Origin of the sequence: Thiolapillus sp. (genome assembly GCF_048562965.1) — a bacterium.
Taxonomy (GTDB): domain Bacteria; phylum Pseudomonadota; class Gammaproteobacteria; order Chromatiales; family Chromatiaceae; genus Thiolapillus; species Thiolapillus brandeum_A.
Map to the genome: position 1 here is coordinate 1 of NZ_JBHNMF010000213.1, position 5,459 is coordinate 5,459.

Here is a 5,459-nt window from a genome sequence, read left to right on the forward strand (position 1 = left end):
CGTCAGTCTGATGGGCGAGGGTATTGCCATACGCTGGGATGCCTTTCACGAAGGCAAGGATCTGGTCCGTCAGGTGGAAGCGTACAAGGCACGACACGGCTACTATCCGGAGGTGGTCTTGGCGGATCCTGCTTACGGCAGCCGAGCCAACCGGTGTTATCTGAAGCAGCACGGTATACGCTTTGGAGGCAAGCCGTTGGGACGTCCCCAAAAGGAAACCGACGAAAACCGGGAGGCATTGAAAAAGGAAAAAGCACAACGACAGGCCGATTACCGGCAGCGCATCCCCATCGAGGGAAAGTTTGGCCAGGGTAAGAGGGGTTACGGGTTGGGCTACATTGAAGCCAAACGAGCCGACACCTCAGCGGCCTGGATCAGCAGCATCTTCCTGGTCATGAACCTGATGGTCCTGCTGAGGATCTTTTTTGCCTTGAGTAAATTCACCCTGGCAGGTAGATGGTGGAGTCTGCATGAAGAAAAAGGTCTGTGGTGGCAACAGGACAGTCGGGTATTTCACGGGATTCGGTAGCGTAGCCCAGTTGGCCGTTGTCGTGTTTTTGATTGTTGAGCAGACTCTAAATAACAGAAATATCGATATCGCAAGAATAGAGGGATAATCAAGAAAAATACGACATATCTGAAAAACAGGACAAATAACAACGACACTTGCGAAAACGCAGAAAACTGACTACAGTTAGGAATATGTAAAAAATGCGGAAGATTATATGAGCACTTTTCCAGAAGAAAAAATCAATACCGTTCAACTCTTTAGCACGATGGCAGAACGTGGCGTTGATATGTCTGAGGCCCTGCTGGCGCAGGCAGCGGCTCCATTCGACTCCAAAAAACTCCCCCTCTGGGGTATCGAAAAAGCGGCGAAATTGGCTAAGATCACCTCGGCAACGATCCGCAGGCTCGAAAAAACCGGGGAATTACCACCGGCTAAACGCGATGACATCAACCGACGGGTTTACAGCTTGGAAGATGTCAATCGTATTCGAGCACGAACGGGCAGTTTGTTCAAGCGCCCGCCAGGATCCCTTCCCCTTCGGTGCGTGGTCGCAAACCTGAAGGGCGGGACGGGAAAAACGACCACAGCGGTTCACCTGGCGCAATATGTCGCTCTGCAGGGATTGAAAGTCCTGTTGGTGGATTTGGATCCGCAAGCTTCCACGACAAATTCCTTTGGCCTGCTCCCCGATATCCACGTCGCCCCGCCAGGCACCCTGGCCGAGCCGCTTGTTGTAGAACACCTGGATGAAGCGCGGCAACTCGCCCGCAACACCATCAAGCAAACCTACTGGCATCAGCTCGACCTCATACCCTCACAGCTCAATATGGTTTCAGTCGACGGTGAGCTCACAAATAAGGATGGGCGGGACCGAATCTACCGACTGCGTGATATCCTCGAAGATCTGGAACAGGATTACGACCTAGTGGTGGTGGACGTTCCCCCGGCTCTTGGCTTGTTGAGCGTCAATGCCATGGTGGCTGCAGACTATCTCTTGGTCCCCATCGTTCCCAACATGCCCGACATCGCCTCTAGCATCCAGTATTTCACGATTTTGTCGGATGTCGCAGAGCACATGGAATTAACAGACATGAATATTATGATTGCGCGGCATGAACCCTCACGACATTCTGATGCCGCCGCCGCGCTGATTCGTAGTATTTATGGCATAAACGTGATCAACGCCCAAATGGTCGCAACCCGCGAACTCAGCAAATCCTCACATGATCTGCTATCTGTGTACGAGATCGACAAGCCGACCGGATCACGGGATACCTACAAGCGCGCAATAAGCAGTATGAACGCGGTAAATGGTGAAATATTGACAAGATTCCAGGGGATCTGGGAACAACAAGCAGAAAGCGTACAGAAAAAACAAACCAAGGGACAACGGAGATAGCAGCCAATGGCTAAACGAATCCAAGCCGTGTCGAAACTACTGGGCAATGCCAAGCCCCCGGTACCGGCCGCGCGTTCTTTTACTAACGAGTCATCGTCGGAACAGTTGATTGACGCGGGGAAAGCGACATTCGAGGCGGATCCGAGCGACGTGATGCTGCCGAAAACCTACAACCGAGAGGAAATCAGCTATACAGATACAGACGAGGCCTTCAAGGAGCTTCGCGACAGCATCAAACAAGACGGCCAGGACGAACCCATTCATGTACGAAAAATAAATGGGGATGATTTGATACTCATCAGTGGTCGCCGCCGCCTCGAGGCATGCCGCGCCCTGGGAATAAAAGTTGTATGCATCATCAGTCCGCGCATTGCCACCGATAAAGAGGCCGAGCTGGAGAAGTATAGAGAAAACACACTTCGTAATGATTTGAGCGCGTATGAACTATGCATGTTGTACCAATCCTGGCTGGAGAATAAAATTTTTGAAAGCCAGGCTGACATTGCTGAGGCGGTGGGAAAAACAAAAGCCCGTATTAGCCAAATCTTTACGATTTCCAATATACCGAAGTACATTGTTTCAGAAATAGTGGATAAGCGACTCTTGCAGACCCGCCATGCCGCCCAATATGCAAAGTTTAAAGCCAGGCATTCAAACGTTGATGACACACTTAAAAAGCGGATAAAGACCTACAAAGTCAACGCTGAAAAAGCCGGACAGACGGTGACAGATGAGAAAAAGTTATCATTAATATTTGCGCCAATCGCTTCAGAGAACCATGGTGTTAGGGAAATTAAAGCCCCTGGTTCCAAGAAAGTGCTGTGCTCCGTTAAAGGATCAGAACATAAACCCACCTTTCAACTCAAAGTGGCACTTAGCGAGACTGCTTTAAAGAAAATAGAAGATATTATTGTAGAAGACGCACTTAATACAGGTTGACTTTCGTGGCGAAAAATCATTAACCCATTGATTTATATAATAAAAATAACAGACAGTTAAACCGTTTAACTTGACTTAACTAACGATTAGCAAAAGAGGATCACATCATGTGAAAAAAATAGATCAAAAAAAAGCCCACCGTTTGTAGCGGCGGGCTTTTGGCCTTCAGGGAGGATCATAAAAGATCATCGAGAACCTCACTGAATGACTTCGACACCATTCATTTTAGTCGATTCTCCCCGAAGGTCAAGGAAAAACAACTTTATTTTCTTGATATTGGAGGATTCGATGATGAAATCGACTAACGATAGCAGTGTTAATGCGCCTAAACTTTCCATAACGCCCTGCCCTACCCCGCTGAATGCGGATCTCGCTGACAGCATGCTGTCGGAAAAACACTTTCTATTGATCCCGGCACCTTTAGTCAGCTGGCTTTGGTGTGCGAAACTTCGCCCGGTCAGCAAAAATCTTTTTCTTGTCTATTGGATGGATGCCCTGATTCGAAAGAAAAAAGGTCAACCATTGCAGTCGCGACTCACGGTGCCATACTTGTCAAGCAAACTAAACGTATCGGAAGCGGCGGTAAGAAAAAGCAACCAAGAATTGGTCAACGCCGGATTGCTGATACGCGAAAACCGATACAATGCGATCGGGCGAACCGTATATTCGTTGAGTACAATTTGTTTGCCAACGGCATTGGCTGAGTATATTGATCGATCGCCTTCTCGTACCAAAACGCCCCCCCCTAACCCGCCTTCAGGCTCGGCTGACAACATGCAGGAAGACGAAGCCGCATCCATAACCCAAAACGATATTAACCAGGAACTGCAAAATGAGTCCCTTGCCAATGACTCACAACAGCCCGAACCCACATCGATGACAACGATTAATCAACCGCAAGACAAACAGCATGACATCAAGGTACTCGAGCAAAAGAAAAATGGAGCGATTGTCGAGTTGCAGTCACTGAATAGCAAAAGGTGTACGCGAGACGACCGGCTTCGGCAACAAGCATTAATTAAGATCATCCAGCAACTAAGCGACCGAATTGCTAAAACTACAACGCCACCAGAACAGGAAGTTAAGCCAGCTAAATCGGTAAAAACACGCCTGGCCAAACAACCGAAAACCAAACCCCATAAGAAAGCGTCCTACAAGCCGCGTAAGCTAACGCCCCGGGATCTCGACTATATTGCCAAACGAATAAGCCAATTTTCTTTTGTGTCATCCCCACGCCAGCTCGTGCAGGAAGTGGTTTATCACGTGACCCAGGGTGCCTATAACCGGCCATCGTTGCCAGTAAGGAAAGCGATTAATATTTCATTGAAGGTCATCGAGCAAAACCGGTGGCGGACACCAGCTGGATTTATCGCGATAGGGGAGACAGCAATATCGGGTGGGGCTATACCAATGGCGTAAAACGGCCTAGACAAGCGTAGAGGCCAATAATAAAACCCCGAAGGGATTGTTAAAAAATAACAAAAGATTGTTGATCTGTTATTTTTGACAAAACCTATTGGCAAGAAAATCCGCTTCGTCTTTCGTTCGATAAATGACACAAAGCCAACCCTCTTTACCCTGGTTGTCGTCAATAATGGAAAATTCGCTGTTTTCCAGATATTCCTCCAATATCTCTTCGAGGAATTCTTTAGAGTAGGGGGTGGCATAGCGGAAGGAGAACTCACCAGTGCCAATGGGTAGTCCCTGGATGACACAGCTATAGCCGATCCGCTCAGTGATCTCGCGTTCTAGCTTCGCGATGTCGGTGTTAGGATGGCCTTCTGTTCGGGATCGTTCCAGTCTGAAGATATCCATTAATGCCAATATGTCGCCCTGATCGTTTTGTTGTTCTTCCAATATCGAAGCCCGTTGAACTGGTTCCGCCTGAGAAGCATCAACATCACGCATATTTTCCAACGCAGATTTAATCGTATTCGCGATTAATTCATTGTTTAGCTGATTTAACTTCGACTTCAATTCCTTGTAATAACGGGTCAAACGAACACTGTCATAGGCGTTGAGGTTTTCATTTATGAATGCCTTGGACAAAAGACGTTGTTCATCTTTTTCCAGCAGAACGATCGTTCGAACGTGTAACGGCGTCAGCTGGTCATTAATCAGCATGGATTGGACGTCATCACATAGCTTCAATAACCGTAATTTGTGGTGCAGGGCGCCTCTGGAAATACCGAGGGTACGCGCCATAGCGGCGATATTTGTCCTGCCTTCTTGTTCTGTCAGTAATAGCTGTATTGATCGAGCATAGTCGATAGGATTTTGAGTGTCCTTGCCACATTCAATCTCAAGTGCACGCCGGGCCTGATCGTTGTTGATGTCCATAATGTGGCAAGCAATGGTTTCTATACCGGCGGATTGAGCAATGAACCAGGATTGTTCCCCAGAAAGTATTTCATAGTCGGTACGTTTAGCCAGCTTAACCGGTCGTACCATAACAGGGGGAACCGCACCGATAGCGCGTGCTGAGCGGATCATGAACGAAGTAGGGTGGGGCAACCGGGCTCCTTTGGGTCGCTGCATACTAAGTATCAATTGATCAGTGTAGAGAAATTTAATCATTACCAAGCAAATATGTTGTCTTGAGACAACATT

General features: G+C 48.0%; 5 protein-coding genes. 4 read left to right on the forward strand and 1 reads right to left on the reverse strand.

All coding sequences use genetic code 11. The features are described 5' to 3' along the window. The 4 genes from ACOCD2_RS11540 to ACOCD2_RS11555 all read left to right on the forward strand — a co-directional run. The coding region (locus ACOCD2_RS11540; RefSeq protein ID WP_419625703.1) for a transposase at positions 1 to 529 on the forward strand (529 nt) is incomplete at its 5' end. Positions 530 to 725: 196 nt separating this feature from the next. Further along, entirely contained in the window at positions 726 to 1,910 is a 1,185-nt protein-coding gene (locus ACOCD2_RS11545) for an AAA family ATPase (protein ID WP_293647652.1), read from the forward strand. Positions 1,911 to 1,916: 6 nt separating this feature from the next. Further along, a complete protein-coding gene (locus tag ACOCD2_RS11550) occupies positions 1,917 to 2,849 on the forward strand; it encodes a ParB/RepB/Spo0J family partition protein (RefSeq protein ID WP_293647650.1) in 933 nt (310 codons plus the stop codon). Positions 2,850 to 3,137: 288 nt separating this feature from the next. Beyond that, positions 3,138 to 4,268 carry a hypothetical protein gene (locus ACOCD2_RS11555; RefSeq protein WP_293647648.1) on the forward strand — a complete coding sequence of 377 codons (1,131 nt, stop codon included), beginning with the start codon at positions 3,138 to 3,140 and terminating at the stop codon, positions 4,266 to 4,268. A gap of 78 nt (positions 4,269 to 4,346) precedes the next feature. Here the strand turns inward: ACOCD2_RS11555 and ACOCD2_RS11560 are convergent. After that, positions 4,347 to 5,459, reverse strand: a 1,113-nt coding sequence (locus ACOCD2_RS11560; protein WP_293652585.1) for a ParB/RepB/Spo0J family partition protein, incomplete at its 5' end; no start/stop codon positions are given.

Excerpts from the sequence above, each read along its gene's own strand:
- ACOCD2_RS11545 (WP_293647652.1), top strand. The coding sequence starts at position 726 with ATGAGCACTTTTCCAGAAGAAAAAATCAATACCGTTCAACTCTTTAGC.
- ACOCD2_RS11550 (WP_293647650.1), top strand. The coding sequence starts at position 1,917 with ATGGCTAAACGAATCCAAGCCGTGTCGAAACTACTGGGCAATGCCAAG.
- ACOCD2_RS11555 (WP_293647648.1), top strand. The coding sequence starts at position 3,138 with ATGATGAAATCGACTAACGATAGCAGTGTTAATGCGCCTAAACTTTCC.